Origin of the sequence: Hydrogenophaga sp. NFH-34 (genome assembly GCF_021401345.1) — a bacterium.
GTDB classification, from domain to species: domain Bacteria; phylum Pseudomonadota; class Gammaproteobacteria; order Burkholderiales; family Burkholderiaceae_C; genus Hydrogenophaga; species Hydrogenophaga electricum.
Genome location: NZ_JACBGE010000006.1, coordinates 1 through 21,631 on the forward strand (window position 1 = coordinate 1; position 21,631 = coordinate 21,631).

Genomic DNA, 21,631 nt, shown 5'->3' on the forward strand with positions numbered 1-21,631 from the left:
GCGTTCTGTACTCAGTCACGGGCTCGATCACCCCAGCCGCTACCAAACTGCACGGGCCGGTCTGGCCGCCTCAACGGCGGCCACACTCTACCGCGCCAGTCAGATATGAAGATACAAGCCGCGGACACCGACCGTCCGTCGGACGCGGCCGCCGCTAAGCAAGCCTTAATCGGCCCTGGCCACCATGCAAACACGTTCGGATCGCACCGCTGGCGCGACCGCCTTCAGGAGTGTTTGCCTTGCTGCCCCTTCCCATGCCTTCGACCCCGCCCGATCACGGACCGCCCCTCGCCGGCGGCACGGTCTGGCACGTCCATGACGCCAACGACCCGGACCGGGATGCCGTGCAGGCTTTCATTGCCCGCGTCTTTGCGCGCCGCTTCGGCGCCCGCGTCCAGCAGTTCGCCCCGCAACTGGTGAGCCTGCGCGAGCGCGACAGCGGCCGCATCGTGGCCGCCGCCGGCTACCGCCCGGCCAGCCAGGGGCCGCTGTTCCTCGAACACTACCTCGACGCCCCGATCGAACAGCTGCTCGCCCAGCAGGCCGGCGAGGCCGTGTCCCGCCAAGGCATCGTGGAAGTGGGCCAACTGGCCGCCGAACGCGCGGGCGAAGGCCGCCGCCTGATCCTGCTGCTGGGCCAGCACCTGGCGACGCAGCCGGTCGAATGGGTCACCAGCACGCTGACCCAGGAACTGCGCCAGCTTTTCGTGCGGCTCGGCGTTACCCCGCTGGCCCTGGGCCATGCCCACCCGCTCGCCCTGGGCCCGCAGGCCCAGGCCTGGGGCAGCTATTACGACCACCACCCGGTGGTGCTCGCGGGCCGGTTGCAGGCCGCGTTGCGGCTGATCCGCCAGCGCAGCACACCCCCCATCACCCCTTCCCTGCCATGACCCCTCCGATCCCCACGCCCCCGATGGGCGACGTCCTGCTGCGCCAGGACGATCTGGCCCTGACCCGCCCCGCGCTGGACCAACTGGTGCAGCAGACCGCCGAGACCCTCGGCGCCGCGCCCCGGCGCGTCGTGGCGACCCTGCTCGACAACTCGGCCGCCTGGGCCGTGCTCGATCTGGCGCTCGCCGAGGCCGGGCTCGTGCACCTGCCGATCCCGGGCTTTTTCACCGCGCCCCAGATCGCCCACGTCCTGCAGGCCAGCGGCGCCGACACGCTGATCACCGCCGCCGGGCTGGCCCTGCCGGGCCTGAGCGGCACGCCGCAGCCACTCACACTGGCCGGCACGGCGCTGGCGCTGCACACGCTGGCGGCGCGGCCGGTGCCGCTGCCGGCCGGCACGCAGAAGATCACCTTCACCTCGGGCACCACCGGCACCCCCAAGGGCGTGTGCCTGGGCGCCGCCGGGCTCGACCAGGTGGCGCAAGGCCTGGTGCAGGCGCTCGCGCCGCTGGACATCCGCCGCCACCTGTGCGCCCTGCCGCTGCCGGTGCTGCTGGAGAACGTGGCCGGCCTGCTGGCGCCGCTGGCCGCCGGCGCCGAATGTGTGGTGCTGCCGCTGGCCCGGCTCGGGCTGGAAGGCTCGTCCCGCTTCGACCCGGCCACCTTCCATGCCGCGGTCATGCAGACCCGGCCCCACAGCCTGATCCTGCTGCCGCAGATGCTGCGCGCCTGGGCCGGCTGGCTGGCCGCCACCGGCCAGCGTGCCCCGGCCTCGCTGCGCCTGGTCGCCGTGGGGGGCGCCGCCGTGGGCGAAACCCTGCTGCTGGCGGCACGCCAGGTGGGCATTCCGGCCCACGAAGGGTATGGCCTGTCTGAAGGCAGTTCGGTGCAGACCCTCAACCTTCCCGGCGCCGACCGCGCCGGCAGCGCCGGCCGGCCCCTGCCGCACGCCCGCGTGCACGTGGACGACCGGGGCCAGATCCATGTGGCGGGCAGCCTGATGCTGGGCTACCTCGGCGACAACGCACCCGCCCCCGTCTGGTGGCCCACGGGCGACGTCGGCCACCTCGACGAAGACGGCTTCCTGCATGTGCGCGGCCGCCTGCGCCACGTGCTTATCACCGCCTTTGGCCGCAACGTCTCGCCCGAATGGGTCGAGACCACGCTGCGCGGCCAGCCGGCCATCGCGCAGGCCGTGGTGTTCGGCGAAGCCCGCCCGCACCTGTCGGCGGTGCTCTGGCCGCTGCGGCCCGACGCCAGCGACGCCCAGTTGCAGGCCGCCGTGGCCGAGGCCAACCGCGCATTGCCCGACTACGCGCGCATCGGCCACTGGGTGCGGGCCCGCGCCGACTTCACGCCCGAAGCCGGCCTGGCCACCGCCAACGGCCGGCCGCAGCGCCAGGCCATCGAAACCTTGCACGCCGCCGCGCTCTACGACGAGACCGCGCCGGCCTTCCCGTCCTGACCCTGAAGGAGTCCTTCCATGTCTTTCTACGACCAGCTTGTCCAGCAGACCCAGGCCGCCCGCGGCGAACTGCTGTCGGTGCCCATCATCCAGGGCGCCCTGCAAGGCCGCGTCTCGGCCCCGGCCTACCTGGCCTTCCTCACCCAGGCCTTCCACCACGTGTGTCACACGGTGCCGCTGCTGCAGGCCTGCAAGGCCGCGCTGCCCCCGCACCACGCCTGGCTGAACGACGCCATGGACGAATACGTGGAAGAGGAGCGCGGCCACGACGAGTGGATCCTCAACGACATCCGCGCCTGCGGCGGCGACGCCGAAGCCGTGCGCCAGGGCCCGCCCGGGCACGCCACCGAAGTCATGGTGGCCTATGCCTACGACACCATCGCGCGGCGCAACCCGCTGGGCTTCTTTGGCATGGTCCACGTGCTCGAAGGCACCAGCGTGGCCCTCGCCCTGATGGCCGCCGACCAGATCCAGAGCGGGCTGAACCTGCCCGACACGGCCTTCAGCTACCTGCGCTCGCACGGCACGCTCGACCAGGAACACACCGCGCACTTCGAACTGCTGATGGACCGCATCGAAGACCCGCAGGACCAGGCCGACATCGTGCACGCCGCCAGCGCCTTCTACCGCCTGTATGCCGACGTGTTCCGCAGCCTGCCGCTGCCGGCGGCGCAGGCCGCCACCACCGAGGCCCAACCCGCATGAACCCCGCCCACGCCCGCGTGCTGCTCACCGGCGCCACCGGTGGCATCGGCCAGGCCAGCGCGCGCGCCCTGCTGCGCGCGGGGGCCGCCGTGCTGCTCAGCGGCCGCTCGCACGAACGGCTCGACGCCCTGTCGCGGCGGCTGGTCGCCGAAGGCTTCGACGCCACCCGCATCCGCTGGACGGCCGCCGACCTGGGCCACGCCCAGGACACCCGGGCCCTGGCCAGCGAGGCCACGCGGCTGCGCTGCAACGTGGTCATCCACAACGCCGGCCTGCCCGCCTTCGGCCGGCTGGAACAGCTGAGCGACGACACGCTCGAAGCGGTGCTGCAGACCAACCTGCTCGCCCCCATGCGGCTGACCCGCGCGCTGCTGCCCCACCTGCAGCAGTTGACCGACGCCCAGCTCATCTTCATCGGCTCGGCCCTCGGCGCCATCGGCCTGCCCGGCTTCAGCGTCTACAGCGCCGGCAAGTTCGGGCTGCGCGGGTTCGCCCAGGCCCTGCGACGCGAACTGCAGGACAGCACCGTGCAGGTGCAGTACCTCGGGCCGCGCAGCACCGACACCGGCTTCAACGACCCGCAGGTGCAGGCCTACAACCGCGCCACCGGCACGGCCCAGGACCCACCGACTGCCGTGGCCGACGCCCTGCTGGCGCTGATCCGTCACCCCGAGGGCGAGCGTTTCCTGGGTTTCCCGGAAAAGTTCGCGGCGCGCCTGAATGGCCTGGCCCCCGAATGGCTCGACGGCAGCTTCCGCCGCCACCGCGAAAGCCTGCCGCCATCGCCCTCCGCCCCCACGGCGCCGCCCCCGCTGCTGCGCTGATTCCGCCCCATCCGCCTGTTCTGTCTTTCCGGAGTTCTTCATGGTCACCGACACCCGCTCCCCGTCCCGTTTCACCGCCCGCCGGCAACTGCTCGGCGCCCTGCTCGCCCTGGGCGCGGCCGCGCCCCTGCTGGGTCACGCCGCCAGCGTCGACGAAGCCGTGCAGGAATTGCAGCGCGGCTGGGAAACCACGCGCTACCAGGCCCCGGCGGCCGAACGCGAAAAACGCTTCGACGCGCTGGCCCAGCGCGCGCACGCCCTGAGCCAGGAACACGCCGGCCGCGCCGAACCCCTGGTGTGGGAAGGCATCATCCTCAGCTCCCTGGCCGGCGAAAAGGGCGGCCTGGGCGCGCTGCCCCTGGTCAAGCAGGCCAAGACCCTGTACGAACAGGCGATCCAGATCGACCCCAAAACGCTCGACGGCTCGGCCTACAACAGCCTGGGCGTGCTGTACTACAAGGTGCCCGGCTGGCCGATCGGCTTCGGCGACAAGGACAAGGCGCGCGACCTGCTGCAAAAGGCCCTGGCCGTGAACCCCCAGGGCATCGACGCCAATTACTTCTACGGCGAATTCCTGGTGGAAACCGGCAAGTCCGCCGACGCCGTTCCCTACCTCGAAAAAGCCCTGCAGGCACCCGACCGCCCGGGCCGCCCCCTGGCCGACAAGGGCCGCCGCGACGAAGCGCGCCAGCTGCTGCAGAAGGCCAAGGGATCCTGAAGCCCCACAAGAAACGCAATCACAACTCACTCAGGTCCACACCAAAGATGAGGACACGGTAATCCATCTGCTCATGGGAGTCCCTTCCGTTTTATCTCACGCACGAAACCCGATTCCCCAAGCCATAGAAATATGTGCTCATCCCCGCACATGTGAGGAACAGCCCCTGAGTTGTCGGCATTTCCGGTAGCTTTGCGATTCATCCCCACGCACGTGGGGAACACTCCCGTCATAAAGGTTGATGGTGCCGGGCTACCGGTTCATCCCCACGCACGTGGGGAACACGTAGCTGGCGTCTCCTGGCTCGTGCTCAAACACGGTTCATCCCCACGCACGTGGGGAACACTTGTTGTTGCCCTCGCGTGGCTTTCCGTCGGCCGGTTCATCCCCACGCACGTGGGGAACACCCATGTCCGAAGCGGAACTTGAGGAAAAGAGGCGGTTCATCCCCACGCACGTGGGGAACACTCCGCACTGGGCACGGCGGCAATGGCCACGCGCGGTTCATCCCCACGCACGTGGGGAACACATGGCCACCGTTGATAGGTCAAGCCAGAAGGCCGGTTCATCCCCACGCACGTGGGGAACACATCTGCAGATGACCCAACACCGCATCGATCTGCGGTTCATCCCCACGCACGTGGGGAACACCATGCGGCCCCCAATGCACGCTCGATAGAACGCGGTTCATCCCCACGCACGTGGGGAACACGCCCTCAGCGCTCAACTGGATGTGTGCGCACTCGGTTCATCCCCACGCACGTGGGGAACACGTGCCGTCTCCGAATGGGTTGATGGGCATGGGCGGTTCATCCCCACGCACGTGGGGAACACTCCTCAGCAGGAAGCAGATCGCAGGACCATGCCGGTTCATCCCCACGCACGTGGGGAACACAGTTGGGCGGCCTGGCTGAGTGCGCGGGACTACGGTTCATCCCCACGCACGTGGGGAACACAGCTTCTCGGCCAGATTGAGCTGCAGCCGCGCCGGTTCATCCCCACGCACGTGGGGAACACATGGCCTCGATCGTCTGGTCCAGCTCCCGCAGCGGTTCATCCCCACGCACGTGGGGAACACGCCAGCGCCATCGCGGCCGCACTCACCGAACCCGGTTCATCCCCACGCACGTGGGGAACACGCCGAGCATCATGCAGATCTGCGGAATAGGCACGGTTCATCCCCACGCACGTGGGGAACACCCAGTCTGGCGCGTTCAATTTCTGCGCGATGGCGGTTCATCCCCACGCACGTGGGGAACACATCGTCACGCGCAACAACCGCAAGGTCGAAGCCGGTTCATCCCAACGCACGTGGGGAACACACCGGCGTGACGCTCAGACCCTCGCCGGTTTCCGGTTCATCCCCACGCACGTGGGGAACACTCTTCGATCAGCTCCACGCTGTCACCGGCCCACGGTTCATCCCCACGCACGTGGGGAACACGAGATCTCGGAGCGCTCCAGATCCAGCGCCGACGGTTCATCCCCACGCACGTGGGGAACACCGTGCCTCCGCCCAGCGCTGTCATGTCGTCCTGCGGTTCATCCCCACGCACGTGGGGAACACTGGCCGTGGGTGACCAGGCGGCACACCGCCGCCGGTTCATCCCCACGCACGTGGGGAACACGACTGACCGGCAGGCGTGGGACAAGTCGGGTCCGGTTCATCCCCACGCACGTGGGGAACACGCTGTCCGCGCCGCCGAGCTTGCCCGTGCCGTCGGTTCATCCCCACGCACGTGGGGAACACGGTATCAGTCTCAGCATCCTCGGGTTGAGGGTCGGTTCATCCCCACGCACGTGGGGAACACTGCAGAGCGAAGGTGGCGCGGAAGGTGCCTTCCGGTTCATCCCCACGCACGTGGGGAACACATGAGCACCGTCACGCCCACCCCGGTACCGGCCGGTTCATCCCCACGCACGTGGGGAACACCGCAAAAGGACCGGCTGCAAGATTCCCATGGCCGGTTCATCCCCACGCACGTGGGGAATACTCGTGCAAGCGGCCATCGTCCTGCCGGCGCCGCGGTTCATCCCCACGCACGTGGGGAACACACCGCCCTGCGTGGTGCCAGACATGGATGCTCCGGTTCATCCCCACGCACGTGGGGAACACGCGCGAGATCTATTCGGCCATCAGCCAGATCTCGGTTCATCCCCACGCACGTGGGGAACACAGCCACCGAAGTGCGTTCGTTCTACGAACAGTGCGGTTCATCCCCACGCACGTGGGGAACACATTGTGGCCAGATACAAACCAATGGCGCCCGACGGTTCATCCCCACGCACGTGGGGAACACGGCATCTTCGGCGCGGGTGTCAAGGCTCTGCCCGGTTCATCCCCACGCACGTGGGGAACACTCGGAGCACGAGGCCGGCGCCCACACATGGCCCGGTTCATCCCCACGCACGTGGGGAACACAGCACCGTGGCCGCGCCCAGGGTGGCGCCGGTCGGTTCATCCCCACGCACGTGGGGAACACGCCCTCATGCGCGGCTTCGAAGACGGCGAAAGCGGTTCATCCCCACGCACGTGGGGAACACAGGGCAAGCTGCAGGGCGAAGAGATCCTGCAGCGGTTCATCCCCACGCACGTGGGGAACACTGGGTCTCAAGCGCGGCCACGTAGTCGGGCACCGGTTCATCCCCACGCACGTGGGGAACACCTGCGCTTGCACGGGACGGACATCGAGCACGACGGTTCATCCCCACGCACGTGGGGAACACCCGCGCTTTCTGGCGCTCGCTCCTGATCCAGTCGGTTCATCCCCACGCACGTGGGGAACACTACCAGCTCCATTTCCTTGCCGGCCAGGATTTCGGTTCATCCCCACGCACGTGGGGAACACTTCTGGACCGGCGCAGTGGTCACGCGTGTGGACGGTTCATCCCCACGCACGTGGGGAACACAAGCCCACCGTCTGGAACAGCGTGGGATCGGCCGGTTCATCCCCACGCACGTGGGGAACACTTCCGTGGTTACGCGCGCGCGTAACCGTGTAACGGTTCATCCCCACGCACGTGGGGAACACTCAACGCCGGACAGCTCCGATAGCTCTGGGTACGGTTCATCCCCACGCACGTGGGGAACACACCGGGCTTACACAATGGCTGTGTGCCTGCCGCGGTTCATCCCCACGCACGTGGGGAACACTGCACCTGTTGCAGCTCTAGACCGCGTCGTTACGGTTCATCCCCACGCACGTGGGGAACACACCGTTGCGCCCAATGGCGACATGGCCGCGCACGGTTCATCCCCACGCACGTGGGGAACACGTGCAGCCGCCCCGCTGATCGCCCGCCCTGGGCGGTTCATCCCCACGCACGTGGGGAACACCATGGCGGGGTCGGCATACAGCGCCTGCGCGGCGGTTCATCCCCACGCACGTGGGGAACACCATGGGCTCGGGCTCGCATCGAGCGCATGGGTCGGTTCATCCCCACGCACGTGGGGAACACCGACACTGGGGCGGAGGTTGGCAAGCGCCGTCCGGTTCATCCCCACGCACGTGGGGAACACCCGCTGCAGGTCAGCCAGATCTGTTTCGGCCGCGGTTCATCCCCACGCACGTGGGGAACACGACCATTCCCGCTTCAGCGTCTCGCTGCTGCTCGGTTCATCCCCACGCACGTGGGGAACACTGCATGGGCGGCTGCAGCGGGTTGCGGTGCGTCGGTTCATCCCCACGCACGTGGGGAACACGAGCCCACCGCGAGCAGGCACCAGGCCAGGGCCGGTTCATCCCCACGCACGTGGGGAACACCGCCACACGCCGGCCGCGGCTGCCAGCCAGGTGGTTCATCCCCACGCACGTGGGGAACACGACACGACGCACGGCTATCCAGACGGCACATGCGGTTCATCCCCACGCACGTGGGGAACACACAGCAGCGCGGGGTTATTACAGCCTGCCAGCCGGTTCATCCCCACGCACGTGGGGAACACTGTTCAGCAGTGACCATGTGTGCCTCACCCTGCGGTTCATCCCCACGCACGTGGGGAACACATCGGCCGCATCGCCCGAAAGGGCACCATCTACGGTTCATCCCCACGCACGTGGGGAACACTCCAAGACCCACATCACGAACGCGCCAGAGGGCGGTTCATCCCCACGCACGTGGGGAACACCGGCTGGCGCTGGACGCCGGCTGGGATGACGACGGTTCATCCCCACGCACGTGGGGAACACCCCGTTGACGCTCCGGTAGTGGCAGTTTCCCCCGGTTCATCCCCACGCACGTGGGGAACACAAGGACCTGGCCTTCCGGCTGCTGGGCTGCAACGGTTCATCCCCACGCACGTGGGGAACACTTTTGGGACTGCCAGCCGAATAGCTGGTGGCCCGGTTCATCCCCACGCACGTGGGGAACACTTCTGGGCACACGCTGAAGTCCGGCCCGAGGGCGGTTCATCCCCACGCACGTGGGGAACACCCGAAAGAGATATCGACTGGTGTGCTGGACGACGGTTCATCCCCACGCACGTGGGGAACACTTCCTCAGCCAGATCGGGCACGAGTCCGCCGGCGGTTCATCCCCACGCACGTGGGGAACACGGCGTGCCCCAGGCCCTGAGCGCGCAGGGCGGCGGTTCATCCCCACGCACGTGGGGAACACTGGCGGCGCTGCTCGTCCGTCATTGGCTGTCGCGGTTCATCCCCACGCACGTGGGGAACACAGCGTGCCTGTGGGTTTCAAGGAACTCCACAGCGGTTCATCCCCACGCACGTGGGGAACACTACGTCAAGAACAGCAAGATGGGCACGGCAGCCGGTTCATCCCCACGCACGTGGGGAACACTCTCGCGGGCCGGCGGTGGACCAGCTGGCGGGCGGTTCATCCCCACGCACGTGGGGAACACCTTGCCAGCTTGAGGCCGTCTCCAACCTCTGACGGTTCATCCCCACGCACGTGGGGAACACGATCTTCGCACTCGCGACTGCGGCGACAATATCGGTTCATCCCCACGCACGTGGGGAACACACCAATCCTATCTTGTTGAATTCAAAGGAGAATTTCATGAGATAGAAATCCACCGAAAGATTCCGCTGAACCGGTGGCGGGTTATTGCGAGACATCCGGGAAAAAACGCACGAGTTGCACGCCATCAAAATCTGCTGGCATCCGCCGATTGGCACCGAGCGTCTTGAACTCGTACCCCGCCTCGGCATTGCTGCGCCACACCATCACGGCGTTGCCTTCTTCAATGCCTGCCTCCACCTGCGCCCAGATGTGCTCCCGGACGCGCTTGGAATAGGTACCCACATACACCCCGGCACGGACCTCCAACAGCCACACCGCCAGCCGTCCGCGCAGACGAGGCGGCGCGTTCTCAAGAACGATGACCAGCATCGCCCAGGCTCTCCGGGTTGGGCAGCGCGGGGCCGACCGCATCGGCTGGCGCTTCGGGGCGCGGAACCTCCCCGGCCCCCAGGATGTCTTCAATGTCGGGAATGATCCGGTCCAACAGCTTGGTCTGCCGGAAGATGTCGCGGCACCCCAGCCGAACCGCTCGCTCCGGGTTGCCGGCCGGGTTGCTCGCAGCGACCTTGAAAGCGATGGGCACCACCGTCTCAAACTTGTAGATGTCCGCCATGTCGTACACGAAGGACAACGGTTTGCCCGTGTGAATGAAGCCCACAGCAGGTGCATACCCTGCGGCCAATACGGCTGCTTCAGTCACGCCGTACAAACACGCAGTGGCCGCCGACAGACACCGGTTGGGCAGATCGGCCGAGTCCCAGTCCTCCGCGTCGTAGTCGCGGCCGCTCCATTTGACGCCATATTGCTGCGCCAACAACTGGTAAGTGCGGCGTACCCGTGCCCCCTCGATGCCTCGCAGTTGCTCCACGCTACGGCGGGCCGGCGGCTCCTCGCCAAACCGCACCGCATACATCTTGCGCACGACCTTCAGCCGGAGCGATTCATCCAGGGCAAGACGCGCCTGATACAACAAGCGATCAGCACGCGCACCACCCGGCTGGCCGGACGAGTACAAGCGCACACCAGCCTCGCCAACCCACACCAGCAAGGTGCCCACACGCGCAGCCAGCGCTGCGGCCCGATGCGATACCCGGGTGCCCGGCTCCAGCATGACGCAAGCCACCCCACCCACCGGTATGTGCGTGCGCACCCCAGTCACGTCCACAACCACAAAGGCCCCATCGAGCACATCGATTTCGCCACGCTCGATGAAGATGACAGACACCCGCTCCTTGATCGGGATGGGTTTGAGGGGTGGAAGTAGCTGGGCCACGCGCTATTCCGCCCTTCGGATAAGCAGCAGACCGCAACCAAACGCCTTGGCGCTGCCGATCCCGCGTAGCGCGGCCATCTCGAACGCAAGGGGATCATTCACCGTCAATTGCCCGGAAAGATCCACCGTGGTGAAACGCAGGTTGCGTTCTCTCTGCTGCAGATGCTGATCGTAGCCCTCCACCATCAACGATGGCATATCCACGTCGAACCCCAACCTAGAGCCCTTATCGACCAGCCACTTCGAGCAGGCCTCGCGCACAAGTTGCTGAAGTGCGGGTTTCTCTGCGTCCGCCCAATCCCCCCAACGGGCCAGACCACGTTCGGCCAACAAGGTTCGCTTGGCATTCATGACGACGTCGTGCCGCTTGGACTTACCGTCGTGACCATGGCGGACCGTCGGGTTCGCACGCAATTCAAAGGTCAACCGATCACCAGCGGTCAACTGGGGCGCATACGGGCGCGACTGCGCCTGCCAAGCCCCCAATCGTGCAGCCGGGGGGCGTGCCGACAGCAGGTAGTAGCGAACACCCGCGCCGGATTCGTGACGGCGGAAGAGAAAATCACGCTGCGCACTTGCATCCTCAGGAAACCAGCGCCACAGCCATTGATGGTCCGCGTAAGGTCCGTCCAGGCGCTCATGGTTGGCTTCCCGTTCCTGGCCGGCGACCGGTGTGATGAGACTGAAATGCATGGTCAGTCCTTTGCGGGTGTCACGGCCAAGGTGTCCGGGATCAACGCGATGTGCTCGATGCGATCTCCGAACTGCCAGCCTTGGCGGCGAATCAAGCGATCCTTGCGACGCACCGTGAGATCACTGGCCAAACCCGCGATCACGTGGTCGTCAAAGGCGATCTTTCCAATACGCGACAAAGGCTCTAACGGCGGTACCTTGCCCATCTCCGTCGCGGCTTTCTCCCGCGCCCCCTCAAAACGGTCGGTGTATTGCTGAAACGCGGCCCATGCCGATTCGGCCTCGATCACCTGGGGCCACAAAGGGGCCGCCGGCGCGCAGGACTTTCGACCGAGGTAAAGCGTGAACTTCGGCAAACGCAGAGCTTCGGCCAGGGCGCCCAACTCATGCGGAGCCGTCACACCTGATCGGGGCTGCAGCGCCACCAAACTGGCCGCGTTCTGGCGGTAGTCGCGTGTGGACAAGATCGTTCCCAGATCGTCCTTGGGCACCGACAACTCATGTCGGCGGGTGGCGTGGGGCCGCCCCTTGAGCTTGGCATGGGGAGGAACCTGCGCGGTGTGATAGTCCCGCAGCAGGCTACCCGAGGACAACAACGCCACAGCGATCCCGTAGCCATCGCGCAGCGCAGCGTGAGCAGCCTCGTCAAAGCGGTCCAGTCCCAGTGCCGCGCCCAGCAGCCCGATCACCGCCGACTGTGTCGGCATCTCCCCCGTCCCCCGAAACTCGCCTACGGCCGGCTCTCCCCACGACGAGAGCGGCGCCTGCAATTGAAAGACAAGATGCTCCATGGTCGTCACTCCGCCACAAAGGCAATCAGATCGGCGATGGAGCCTTCGGGCTTCTCCACGTTGACGGTTCGGCGGTCATCGGCACAGGCTCCATACACCGCATCGAAATTCTTGCAACGGGTCTCCAGGGCGCTCACGGCCTTGTCGAACAAGCTCTCTTCTCCATGCGGCTTGACTGGCTTCAGGAACGCCTGGGCCAGAGAGCGCGGCTGTTGGTTGCCCTTTTCCGCCAGCACAAAGCCGGCATAGGCACGAGACGCGAAGCTGTTCTGCATGCCGGTGGGTGCCACCTTGGTAACGGCCGCTACCAACGCCGCCAGAGCACGTGCCGTAAGAGCTTCGTCGTCACCGAGGTTCTTCTTCAGCAACTCGCGGTCGATGGCAATGTAGAGATAAAACAGACCGGCCCCGTAGCCGCGCTCACCGATGTGACCCGCGCCGGTGACGTCCCGGCTGTTCAAGTCATCCACGGCGCTGAAATAGTCGTCTTCCACTGCAGCACGATGTACCGTGATGGCGTGCGCCACCTGCACGGCGGCCTCCACGTTGTGGGTCGGCGAGTCGGCCAGCATGCGACCGAACATCGCAATGTCCACCGCCTGTCGCGGATGGACAAGCAGTTTCAGCTCGTCTTCCTTGGGCTTGTCCTTGCGCTCGATCAGTTGGACCACCAAGGCATCAATGGCGGCCAATTCCTCTGGGCTGAAGTGCGCCAGTTGTTCGATTTCAAGATCTTCATTGTTCTCGGTCTTTTTTTCCGACTTGAGCTTGCCGAATTGCTTGGCAATTTCTTTGGCCCATTCCCGCGCCTGCTTTTCCGCAATACCGCCTGCGACGAGAGGTTCGAACACACGCTTGATGCCAATCTGCTTGGTGCGCTTTCCGATGTGTCCCGCCATTGCAGATTCGAACGTCTCTGAAGTACGCCAGGCTCGCTTGAGGCTCTGCGAGGACACGCGCAGTCGGTTGGCATCACCGACCAGGGCGGTCTTCGGTCGACCGGTGTCATCGCGGTTCAGGTTAGACGGCGGGTAGCTGGTCAGGACATGCAGTTGGATGAAGCGGGACATGGGAAACCTCTCTGTGTGGAATGTGTGTTGAAGTTGATCAGGAAGGGAAAAGAGCCCTCAGGAACCGGCCTTGTCAGGCCACCGATAGGCGTAGGCCCAGCGCTTCTTGACCTGATCGCCCCAGCCGAACAGGTCGTTGGCCATCTGGGCGGGATCAGCCCGGTGCTCAATCAAGGGCATCACGCGGCGCAGTCCAACGAACAGCGCATCCAGATCGGGGGAGTCGAGCAGCCTGGCGAACCGTAGGTCGCTGACGGGGTTGCTGTCGGCTCCGTCGGCACGTCGGCTCATGGCCTGGGGAAGAGACGTGTCGTCTCGTTCGTACAGGTGCGCCGCCAGCCCGATCAATGCAGCGATGCGGTCCTGTTCGCGGTGGGTCCAAGACGTGCCATCGTGCTTGGCGGCCAGACGGCGAAAGACCCGCTGATACGCCGGCAGACACGTCACCGCGCCGATGGAATCGGCCCGCCGCAGCGCGGCACGATCCGCGCGCACCGGGCCTGGCGCTGTCTCGGCGTGAAGCACGTTCCACCACGACAGAAACTCGCCCATTACGGCGGGTTGAAGTTTGTAGTGCGGGGGTGATGAAGTTGGCATAAGTCCTCTCCTGAAGTTATTGAGGGGCGTTAGTTGCACTGCCTTGATCGGTTTTCCGCTCTCCCTTCTTGACGGCCGCCGTGGGGGGCTTGGCCTCAACCGGCAGAGCCAACGCAGCGCGCAACTTCGGGCCAAACAAGCTCTTGCGCAGTTGTTCATGCGCCTTGGCAATACGGGCCGGGTTCTGTCGTTCGATCATGCCGGTGCCCACCCACTCGGTCTCGAACAAGGCCTGGACGCGCTTCTGAAGCAAGCTCAGCCAGCGTACCGAAAGCGCTACGGTCGGCGATGGCTCGTTGCAGCGCGCGGCGGCAATCAGTTCCTTCAACAAGAGATAGAAGTCGCGTTCGGTGCGGGACCAGAACGAGGCATCCACGTGACTGAAATCGCCACGGGCATCGTGACTGAACCAGGCATCCTTGACCGCCCCGCGCAGGTAGCTTGCAGCCAGTTCCGCCCCGCTGATCCAGTTCGTCACCGCCTCGCGGACGGCGGCTTGGTGGGCCGCATCACACGCGCCCAGGTCATACACCGGCATCGTGGACTCGTACCAGCAGCGGGCCTTCATGTTGTCCATGTCAAAACCAAAAGCCCAGACCCGCAGCGGAATGCCCAAACGTGCGTCCACCTTGGATTCGAAGAAGTGGCTGACAACGGCGGCCGATTCGACCCGCCGTTTTTCGTTGGTCATGCCAAGCACCCACCCAAGCCAATGCCTGTACCCGAATCCCCCAGGCTGAGGGTGCATGGGCAACATACCCTCCTTGGCCTGGTAGTAAGGACTGAGCGGGTGCCTCCATGCCCCCTTGTAGTTGAGCCCGTAATTGCGGGTGACGTACTGCTGAACCCGGCGCTCGGACTTGCGCCCGCAAAGGTCGCAAACTCCGGCAGTCACCGCATCGAAATCAAGCCGAATGCGACGGGGCATCGCCCAAAAGACGTGGTACGGATGAACCTGGACCGGAGCCGTCTCTCCACCTTCCTTCTGAACTTTTTCAATGCCCTCCAACCAGGGGAACATGAAGTGCGGCGCATCCAACTCTTCCCGTCCTCCGAGGGCGAGAAAGGCCCCCTGATCCATGACATTGAGCCACAGCGTGCGCCACAGCGACTCGACCTTCCCCCTGGCCGAATCGGCTAACAACAATGTGGTGAGCGGGCCACCGCCGCGCACCCCTGTTCGATGGCCCGCACCTCCTGCCGGCGCATTCGTTTGCAGGGTGAACAAAGCCAATCCGGTGCAGTGCGGGCACAGATGCTGGACTTGATTACGTTTGATGAAGTGATCGCTGTTGTTCTTGACCGCGTTCTCGCCGGGGGACTCGATCAAGAGACCACTGACGGCCACGGGCTCACCGTCACTGGCGCACAAATCAAAGTCCTGCATGAACCTGGGACCGTCACAGTCCAGCTCGAACGCCGCAGCGTGCTGCTCGAACCACGCATGCAAGGTCGCTTCGTCCGGAGGTGTTTCCAGTAACCGCTTCCACTGCAGCGAGTTCTTCGCGGGCGAGGTGGTCTGCAGCAACCCGATGGCGAATTGCGCCAGGGCTCCGTTGAAATCCGCGCGATCGGCGTCAAAGGCCACCACACGTGGGTCTGACAGACTGGCTGGCGCAACCCATTCGCGGTGCCCATCGGCAAAGCGAACAGGTATCCACGCTTCTCGAAGCAGGTTCATTGATCCTCCTTGGTGTTGTCTGCAATTGCTTTCAGGCCCGCATCTTGGCTGTATTGCCATTGCGTGATCCGTTCCGCTCCATCTCTGCCTTGTGAAACGCCCGACGCCTGATATGTTCCGTCCACGCATTCCAGCGGCAACAGGACGATCCACTTGCCGCCACCGGGCAGCATCTCCAACTGCGAATTGATGACTGCTTGACGCTGCGGCGAGGTCGGCGGAACGGCACATTCCATCAACCGCTTCGCAACCCGCACGGTGCTGTAAGCCCAAGCGTGTTGCGCCGGTTTGTCGTGGCGCCAAGGCAGAAGTTGATCGCCCTCCCAGCGACCCAACAGCACATCGACGGTGTCTTCACCCAGGCGCGAAGGTGCAACGGTGTCTTCGTCCCATTCCAGGCCACTGCGCACATAGCCACGATTGAGCTTCACGCTGTTGCGGTCAGCCAAAGATGCGTCGCCATACGACTTGCCCTCCGCTTGATTGGCATTGCCCTGAAGTCCCGCCGGTACGGATTCGTCGTCACCGAAGACACCTTCGATCAAGGCGCGCGCATCGTCGGGCATCGTGAACTGTCCCTGCTGCAAATACTTGGCGGTCAACCAGAGGTGGCCGTGATGTGGGTAGACGTTGGCACTCCTGGGGAACGCTTTTTTGAACCATGAGGCTTCAGGGGAATCGGTCCACACGGGACCCAAGACCCACATGCAGGGCTCCCCGCGTTGATCGATCGCAGAACGGTCGGTCAGTCGATTCCCCTGCCCATCGCGTGCGTGGCGGCGCAAGCGGCCGGCGCGCTGGATGAGGCGGTCAACTGGGGCCAGGTCGGACACCACCAGGTCAAGGTCGATGTCCAAGGATTGTTCGGCCACCTGGGTGGCGATCAACAGGCGACCTGCCCGCTGCGAAGAACCACTGTCGCGCCCGAAGTGCGTCAGTACCCGCTCTTCGATGTCCAAACGATCCCCCAGCGTGAACCGTGCATGGAACAACTCGATCCGGTCCGGTTCGACGTGCGCCGACAGTGCGGCGTAGGCCTCCATCGCATCGCCGATGGTGTTTCGAATCCATGCCACACATTGACCAGCATCCAGTGCAGTCCGGATGGCACGTACCACCTCGGTCCGATCCGATGCGTAGCGAACACGCACCGTTCGTTGCACGTCTGGCCGCGTGGCGATGGGCACCTCATCGACACGGGCCGGGTGTTCGGCGGACCACGACGTGGTCAGTGGATAGGTGTCGTATGTGATCGTGGGAATGCGGGTGTGTCCACACCCCTTGGCAAACGCCTTCAACAGCGCGTTCTTCATGCGCTGTGTCAGGGTGGCCGACAGCAAAACGGCACTGCCACCGGCCCGGGCGTGGAACTCCAACAGCAACTCCAATGTGCGCTGCATGTAGGCGTCGCAAGCGTGAACCTCATCCACCACCAGCACCTTGCGCATCAGCCCAAGCAATCGCAGCGACTGGTGCTTGCTTTGCAGCGCAGCGAGCAAGGCCTGGTCGATGGTGCCGACGCCAGCTGGAGCGAGCAGCGCGCGCTTGTTGTGGTCGGCCAGCCACCGTGTGCAACGGCGCGTGGCGGTCTCGTCGCCCTGCTTGGCATCGTGCTCATCGGTCCCGGTCTGAATGACCGACTGCGCAAACTCCTCCACCATCCGCTTGTTGCGGTGGGCAAGCGCCAGGCTGACCGGTTGCTCGAACAAGCGGTCGTACACGTCTGCAATGCGCCCATACATGGCATTGGCCGTGGCCATGGTGGGCAGGCCGATGAAGAATCCGTCTGCGCAGCCCGCAGCCATCAGCCGGTGTGTCAGCGCAACGGCTGCCTCGGTCTTGCCCGCTCCGGTAACGTCCTCCAGCAAATGGATCTGAGGGCTGTCATGAATCGCAATGCGCTGAGCCCAGTCCTGCAACGGGGAGGGCGTGGTGATGTGAGGAAACAGCGCCGCAAAGGGATGCTCCGCTGGCCGCATAGCCGGCAAAACGCCGCACTGCCGAACCGCCACCTCTGCCCGCGCCTTGGCCAACTTCCAATATTCGCTCAGCGAGAGATCGGCGGAGTCCCGATACAGAAAGGTTTCCGCATTCGAGCCGATCCAGTCGGACAGAACGGTGAGTCCCGCCACCCACCACGACAGTTCCTGGCTGACCTCGACAAAGTGATCGGCACCGAGACGACTGGGCAGCGCAGCAGCCTCTGGTGTCAACAGCAGTTCACGTGCTGCTCCGGCAAATGCCACACCGGCACGCACATCCTGCGGACGAAAGTGGGTATTGAACGCACGGGGCTGTTCGATAGGTGGCTGACCGTGATGGCCCATGACCGCCCGGACCCAGGACTGGATACCGAACGCAACATCCGGATCGTTCCCAAACCAAGCCTCCCGATCCGCCGTCGCTTGCAGGACCGTATCCCACAGCCATAGGCCGAGGCTGTCGTGGCGAACGTCGGAGAGCCCAAGCGTTGAGGGCAGAACCCCTTGGAGTCGCTCCACCAGTTCAGGCACCTGCCCCTGGAAGCTGATCGAGAACTTGCCTAGGTCGTGGAGAACGATCCAGAACGAGACCCAGCTGAGCACCGTCTCAGCATCTGCGCCGCCCATGCGCGATTGCAGCCAGCGGCAAAAACTGGGTGCAGCGCGCAAATAGGCGCGGCCGACGGCAGCCACATCCAGGCTATGGAAGACCAGAAGATGACAGGTAGCACCTTCCGCTTGAGGTCGCGCCTTACCCCAATAAGAGTCGTACTCGTTCGGACTTTTGCTTTGGATCACAAGGCCTCCCCAGGCCAGCTGCACACTTGCAAACTAACGAGCAAGCGTACAGCACCCTGGGGACGCCTGTCATCCCGCCCGCCGCGCCAGCACCTCGAACGCCGGCAGCGTCTTGCCTTCGAGCACTTCCAGGAAGGCGCCACCGCCGGTGGAGATGTAGCCCACGTCCTTCTCGATGCCGTACTTGGCAATCGCCGCCAGCGTGTCGCCACCGCCGGCGATGCTGAAGGCGCTGGACTCGGCGATCGCCTGCGCGATGACTTTGGTGCCGTTCTCGAAGGCCGCGAACTCGAACACGCCCACCGGGCCGTTCCAGACGATGGTGCCGGCCTGCTTGAGCTTCTCGGCCAGCTTGGCCGCGGTCTTGGGACCGATGTCCAGGATCAGGTCGTCGTCGGCCACGTCGGTAGCGGCCTTCACCGTGGCTTCGGCGTCGGCCGCGAAGGCTTTGGCGCAGACCACGTCTTCGGGGATCGGCACCTCGGCGCCGCGCGCCTTCATGGCTTCGATCACGGCCGTGGCTTCACCCAGCAGATCGGGTTCGGCCAGGCTCTTGCCGATCTTCAGGCCGGCAGCGAGCATGAAGGTGTTGGCGATGCCGCCACCGACGATCAGGCCGTCGACGTTCTTGGCCAGGCTTTGCAGGATGGTCAATTTGGTGCTGACCTTGGAGCCAGCGACGATGGCGACCAGCGGGCGCTTGGGGTTGGCCAGGGCCTTGCCAATCGCATCCATCTCGGCCGCCAGCAGCGGGCCGGCCGAGGCGATGGGCGCGGTTTCGGCAATGCCGTAGGTCGTGCCTTCGGCGCGGTGGGCGGTGCCGAAGGCGTCGTGCACGAAGATGTCGCACAGCTTGCCCAGCTTGGCCGCCAGTTCGGGGCTGTTTTTCTTCTCGCCCTTGTTGAGGCGGCAGTTTTCCAGCAGCACGACTTCACCGGGCTTAGCGTCAAAGCCGCCGTCGACCCAGTCGGCCACCAGGCGCACCGGGCGGCCCAGCAGTTCGCCCAGGCGGGCGGCCACGGGGGCCAGCGAGTCTTCGGGTTTGAACGCCCCTTCGGTCGGGCGGCCCAGGTGGCTGGTGACCATTACCGCGGCGCCGGCGTCCAGCGCCATCTGGATCGCGGGCACCGAGGCGCGGATGCGGGTGTCTTCGGTGATGTGGCCGGCGTCGTCCTGCGGCACGTTCAGGTCGGCACGGATGAAGACGCGTTTGCCCTGGGCCTTGCCTTGGGCGCACAGGTCGGAGAAGCGGATGAATTGCATGGTGATGTCCGGGGTTGTTGCGCTGAATACCACCGCGCATTGTAAAAACCCGGCCCGGCCCCACCGGGCAGCCCTCAGCCCAGCCCGGCTCCGCGGGTGTCTTCCCGGGCCAGCGGCGATGCCTGCCCGCAGGGCGCGGTGATGTCCAGCGCCGGCAGATGGGCCAGCGTGTGCACCTGCATCAGGCCGAGCACGGAATGGAACACGTTGTCGTGCGACAGCGGCAGGCTGGCCTGGCGGCGCAGGCAGGCGCCGTCGATGCCAGTGCGCGCCTGCAGCGCGTCGGACAGCCACATCACCATCGGCACGTGGGTCTGCTGCGAAGGTGCCAACGCATACGGCAGGCCATGCAGGTACAGCCCGTTCTCGCCCAGCGATTCGCCGTGGTCGGACACGTACAGCAGCCCGGTGTCGTAGCGGCCGCCCTGTGCCTGGGCCTGCAGCCACTGCAGCCCCAGGTCGAGCACGTGGTCGGTGTAGGCGATGCTGTTGTCGTAGGTGTTGCGCAGCGCCTCGGGCGTGCAGTCGCTGAGCGTGTTGCTCTCGCACTCGGGCAGGAACCGTTTGGCCGCAGCCGGGGCGCGCTTGAAATAGGCCGGGCCGTGGCTGCCCATCTGGTGCAGCACCACCACCACGCCCTTTTCGCGCCGCTGCGGGTCGAGCGCGGCGATGCGCGCGTCCAGGTCCTGCAGCATCACCTCGTCCAGGCACTCGCCGCCCTCGCACAGGCCCGGCACGTTCAGCTCGCGCGTGCTGGCATGGGGCACGCGGTCGCACACGCCCTTGCAGCCCGACTGGTTGTCGAGCCAGAGCACGGCCAGCCCGGCGCGCTGCAGCACATCGAGCAGGTTTTCCTGCGTGGGCGGTTGGTTGCCGCCCTCTTCACGCGACAGCGGCGAGAACAGGCAGGGCACCGACACCTGGGTGTTGGTGCCGCAGGACTGCACGTCGGCAAAGTTCACCAGGCTGCCCTGGCCCTGCCCGGCCTGGGCGGCCTGCCAGCGCGCCAGGGCCGGCGTGGTGTCGCGGGGGTAGCCGTCGAGGCCGAAGTTTTCGGCGCGGGCGGTTTCGCCCACCACCAGCATCAGCAGGGCGGGCCGGCGGTGGGCCTGGGCCGGCAGCACGACGTGGGCGTCGGTGCCCACGGGCGTCAGCGTGCGCGCCGGGGTTGGCGCCTGGTCGAGCGCGAGCCGGCCGATCGCGTACACGCTGGACAGGGGGTTGGCCATGTAGCGCAGGGGTTTGTGGTTGCGCATGAGCGAGGCCAGCGAGGAATAGCTGAGCACCGCCACCAGCACCGCCAGGGCCAGAGCCAGGGCGGCCGTGCCGGCGTTGCGCGTGGCCTGCCGCCACCAGCGGGTGGCCCCGGTGGGCGGCCGGCGCCAGACCCACCACAGCGCCGGGCCGGCGATGCCCACCACGGTCAGCAGCAGGCGCAGCGAGAGCAGGTCGCGCACCTCGCGGGTGTCGGTCTGCAGGGCGTTGACCAGCATGGAGGTGTCGATCACCACGCCGTATTCGGCCATGAAGTGGCCGGCCAGCGCCGTCACCAGGATCAGCACCGTGGCCGCAGGCCGCCAGACACGGGGCCAGGCCAGCAAGGCCAGCAGCGCCAGGTTCAGGCAGCCGATGAGCAGGCCCAGCCCGAGCGAGCCCCCCAGCCGGAAGGCCAGCGAGCCGTCGAGCGAACCGATGCGCTGCCACAGGGGCAGGTTGCCGGTCAGCGTGAGCCACAGGGCCAGCACCAGCACCGGGGCACCGGGCAGCACGTCGAACCGGCCGCGCAGCACGCCCGAAGGGCGCGCATCGGGGGCGGGAGCGGCGGCGGAGCCGGCGGAAAAGCGGGAAATCGACAGAGCCATGGTGCGGGGCGACAGACGCCAGCACACGCTGGCCC

At 65.9% G+C, this 21,631-nt stretch carries 15 protein-coding genes and 1 CRISPR repeat array; of the genes, 5 read left to right on the forward strand and 10 right to left on the reverse strand.

The window, feature by feature from the left end:
* The first annotated feature begins 239 nt into the window (after nucleotides 1-239).
* From L0977_RS06950 to L0977_RS06970, 5 genes are read left to right on the forward strand one after another with little or no spacing between them, the layout of a single operon-like run.
* Nucleotides 240-890, forward strand: a complete 651-nt coding sequence (locus L0977_RS06950; RefSeq protein ID WP_234264131.1) for a thermostable hemolysin — start codon at nucleotides 240-242, stop codon at nucleotides 888-890.
* A complete protein-coding gene (locus tag L0977_RS06955; protein ID WP_234264132.1) occupies nucleotides 887-2,356 on the forward strand; it encodes an AMP-binding protein in 1,470 nt (489 codons plus the stop codon). Before L0977_RS06950 ends, L0977_RS06955 begins: the two co-directional genes overlap by 4 nt.
* Before the next feature lie 18 nt (nucleotides 2,357-2,374).
* A complete protein-coding gene (locus tag L0977_RS06960) occupies nucleotides 2,375-3,061 on the forward strand; it encodes a TenA family transcriptional regulator (protein WP_234264133.1) in 687 nt (228 codons plus the stop codon).
* Entirely contained in the window at nucleotides 3,058-3,885 is an 828-nt protein-coding gene (locus L0977_RS06965; RefSeq protein ID WP_234264134.1) for an SDR family oxidoreductase, read from the forward strand. The genes L0977_RS06960 and L0977_RS06965 overlap by 4 nt, the downstream gene beginning before the upstream one ends.
* Nucleotides 3,886-3,925: 40 nt before the next feature.
* On the forward strand, nucleotides 3,926-4,603 hold the full coding sequence (locus L0977_RS06970) for a tetratricopeptide repeat protein (protein WP_234264135.1): 678 nt from the start codon (nucleotides 3,926-3,928) through the stop codon (nucleotides 4,601-4,603).
* A gap of 195 nt (nucleotides 4,604-4,798) precedes the next feature.
* A CRISPR array of direct repeats spans nucleotides 4,799-9,586; the repeat unit is 29 nt; unit sequence CGGTTCATCCCCACGCACGTGGGGAACAC.
* Nucleotides 9,587-9,667: 81 nt separating this feature from the next.
* On the opposite strand, the gene cas2e is transcribed toward L0977_RS06970, so the two are convergent.
* The 10 genes from cas2e to L0977_RS07020 all read right to left on the reverse strand — a co-directional run bounded on the left by cas2e (nucleotide 9,668) and on the right by L0977_RS07020 (nucleotide 21,596).
* Entirely contained in the window at nucleotides 9,668-9,955 is a 288-nt protein-coding gene (cas2e, locus tag L0977_RS06975; RefSeq protein WP_234264136.1) for a type I-E CRISPR-associated endoribonuclease Cas2e, read from the reverse strand.
* Entirely contained in the window at nucleotides 9,936-10,823 is an 888-nt protein-coding gene (gene cas1e, locus L0977_RS06980; protein WP_234264315.1) for a type I-E CRISPR-associated endonuclease Cas1e, read from the reverse strand. Before cas1e ends, cas2e begins: the two co-directional genes overlap by 20 nt.
* 39 nt (nucleotides 10,824-10,862) lie before the next feature.
* Nucleotides 10,863-11,552 carry a type I-E CRISPR-associated protein Cas6/Cse3/CasE gene (gene cas6e, locus L0977_RS06985; RefSeq protein ID WP_234264137.1) on the reverse strand — a complete coding sequence of 230 codons (690 nt, stop codon included), beginning with the start codon at nucleotides 11,550-11,552 and terminating at the stop codon, nucleotides 10,863-10,865.
* A gap of 2 nt (nucleotides 11,553-11,554) precedes the next feature.
* Entirely contained in the window at nucleotides 11,555-12,343 is a 789-nt protein-coding gene (cas5e, locus tag L0977_RS06990) for a type I-E CRISPR-associated protein Cas5/CasD (protein WP_234264138.1), read from the reverse strand.
* A 5-nt stretch (nucleotides 12,344-12,348) separates the two neighbouring features.
* Nucleotides 12,349-13,413 carry a type I-E CRISPR-associated protein Cas7/Cse4/CasC gene (gene cas7e, locus L0977_RS06995; protein ID WP_234264139.1) on the reverse strand — a complete coding sequence of 355 codons (1,065 nt, stop codon included), beginning with the start codon at nucleotides 13,411-13,413 and terminating at the stop codon, nucleotides 12,349-12,351.
* A 57-nt stretch (nucleotides 13,414-13,470) separates the two neighbouring features.
* On the reverse strand, nucleotides 13,471-13,965 hold the full coding sequence (gene casB / locus L0977_RS07000) for a type I-E CRISPR-associated protein Cse2/CasB (RefSeq protein ID WP_234264140.1): 495 nt from the start codon (nucleotides 13,963-13,965) through the stop codon (nucleotides 13,471-13,473).
* 61 nt (nucleotides 13,966-14,026) lie between these two features.
* Nucleotides 14,027-15,691 carry a type I-E CRISPR-associated protein Cse1/CasA gene (gene casA, locus L0977_RS07005; protein WP_234264141.1) on the reverse strand — a complete coding sequence of 555 codons (1,665 nt, stop codon included), beginning with the start codon at nucleotides 15,689-15,691 and terminating at the stop codon, nucleotides 14,027-14,029.
* Nucleotides 15,688-18,471 carry a CRISPR-associated helicase Cas3' gene (gene cas3, locus L0977_RS07010; protein WP_234264142.1) on the reverse strand — a complete coding sequence of 928 codons (2,784 nt, stop codon included), beginning with the start codon at nucleotides 18,469-18,471 and terminating at the stop codon, nucleotides 15,688-15,690. The genes casA and cas3 overlap by 4 nt, the downstream gene beginning before the upstream one ends.
* 69 nt (nucleotides 18,472-18,540) lie before the next feature.
* Nucleotides 18,541-19,734 carry a phosphoglycerate kinase gene (locus L0977_RS07015; protein ID WP_234264143.1) on the reverse strand — a complete coding sequence of 398 codons (1,194 nt, stop codon included), beginning with the start codon at nucleotides 19,732-19,734 and terminating at the stop codon, nucleotides 18,541-18,543.
* Nucleotides 19,735-19,808: 74 nt separating this feature from the next.
* Entirely contained in the window at nucleotides 19,809-21,596 is a 1,788-nt protein-coding gene (locus L0977_RS07020; RefSeq protein ID WP_234264144.1) for a phosphoethanolamine transferase, read from the reverse strand.
* Nucleotides 21,597-21,631: the final 35 nt, after the last annotated feature.

Coding starts and splice junctions, on each gene's coding strand:
- L0977_RS06955 (WP_234264132.1), top strand. CDS start 887: ATGACCCCTCCGATCCCCACGCCCCCGATGGGCGACGTCCTGCTGCGC.
- L0977_RS06960 (WP_234264133.1), top strand. CDS start 2,375: ATGTCTTTCTACGACCAGCTTGTCCAGCAGACCCAGGCCGCCCGCGGC.
- L0977_RS06965 (WP_234264134.1), top strand. CDS start 3,058: ATGAACCCCGCCCACGCCCGCGTGCTGCTCACCGGCGCCACCGGTGGC.
- L0977_RS06970 (WP_234264135.1), top strand. CDS start 3,926: ATGGTCACCGACACCCGCTCCCCGTCCCGTTTCACCGCCCGCCGGCAA.
- cas2e (WP_234264136.1), bottom strand. CDS start 9,955: ATGCTGGTCATCGTTCTTGAGAACGCGCCGCCTCGTCTGCGCGGACGG.
- cas6e (WP_234264137.1), bottom strand. CDS start 11,552: ATGCATTTCAGTCTCATCACACCGGTCGCCGGCCAGGAACGGGAAGCC.
- cas5e (WP_234264138.1), bottom strand. CDS start 12,343: ATGGAGCATCTTGTCTTTCAATTGCAGGCGCCGCTCTCGTCGTGGGGA.
- cas7e (WP_234264139.1), bottom strand. CDS start 13,413: ATGTCCCGCTTCATCCAACTGCATGTCCTGACCAGCTACCCGCCGTCT.
- casB (WP_234264140.1), bottom strand. CDS start 13,965: ATGGGCGAGTTTCTGTCGTGGTGGAACGTGCTTCACGCCGAGACAGCG.
- casA (WP_234264141.1), bottom strand. CDS start 15,691: ATGAACCTGCTTCGAGAAGCGTGGATACCTGTTCGCTTTGCCGATGGG.
- L0977_RS07015 (WP_234264143.1), bottom strand. CDS start 19,734: ATGCAATTCATCCGCTTCTCCGACCTGTGCGCCCAAGGCAAGGCCCAG.
- L0977_RS07020 (WP_234264144.1), bottom strand. CDS start 21,596: ATGGCTCTGTCGATTTCCCGCTTTTCCGCCGGCTCCGCCGCCGCTCCC.